At 61.9% G+C, this 569-nt stretch carries 1 protein-coding gene; it reads left to right on the plus strand.

The window, feature by feature from the left end; genetic code table 11:
- The coding region (locus HMPREF1627_RS00705) for a DNA topoisomerase (protein WP_034500293.1) at positions 1-569 on the plus strand (569 nt) is incomplete at both ends.

Genomic DNA, 569 nt, shown 5'->3' on the forward strand with positions numbered 1-569 from the left:
TGAATCGCGGGCTATCGGCGGGCCGCGTGCAGTCGGTGGCTACGCGCCTGATGGTTGATCGTGAGCGCGAGCGCATGGCTCACGTTGCCGCTAATTATTGGGATATCGAGGCCGAGTTTGAGGCTGAGAGCAAGTTCACCGCCCGGGTTAGCCAGGTGGATGGGCTACGCGTGGCGCAGGGCCGTGATTTTGGTGATGACGGCCAACTGAAGAAGCCGCTTGAGGTTTTGCATTTGAACGAGGGCGCCGCGAAGGCGCTCGCGGATGTGCTTTCCGGCCTGGGCGCGGGCGGCGCGAAGGTTTTGTCGGTGGAGCAAAAGCCGTATAAGAGGCGCCCGGCTGCTCCGTTTACAACTTCGACGTTGCAGCAAGAGGCCGGTCGTAAGCTCCGTTGGAATTCGCGCGACACGATGCGAACGGCCCAGTCGCTGTACGAAAACGGTTACATCACGTATATGCGTACGGACTCTACGGCGCTGTCGAAGGAGGCCATTTCGGCGGCGCGGGCGCAGGCTCGCGAGATGTTTGGGGCAGATTCGGTGCCGTCGTCCGCGCGGGTTTATGCGAAG

Source organism: Actinomyces sp. S6-Spd3, assembly GCF_000758755.1.
Classification (GTDB): domain Bacteria; phylum Actinomycetota; class Actinomycetes; order Actinomycetales; family Actinomycetaceae; genus Pauljensenia.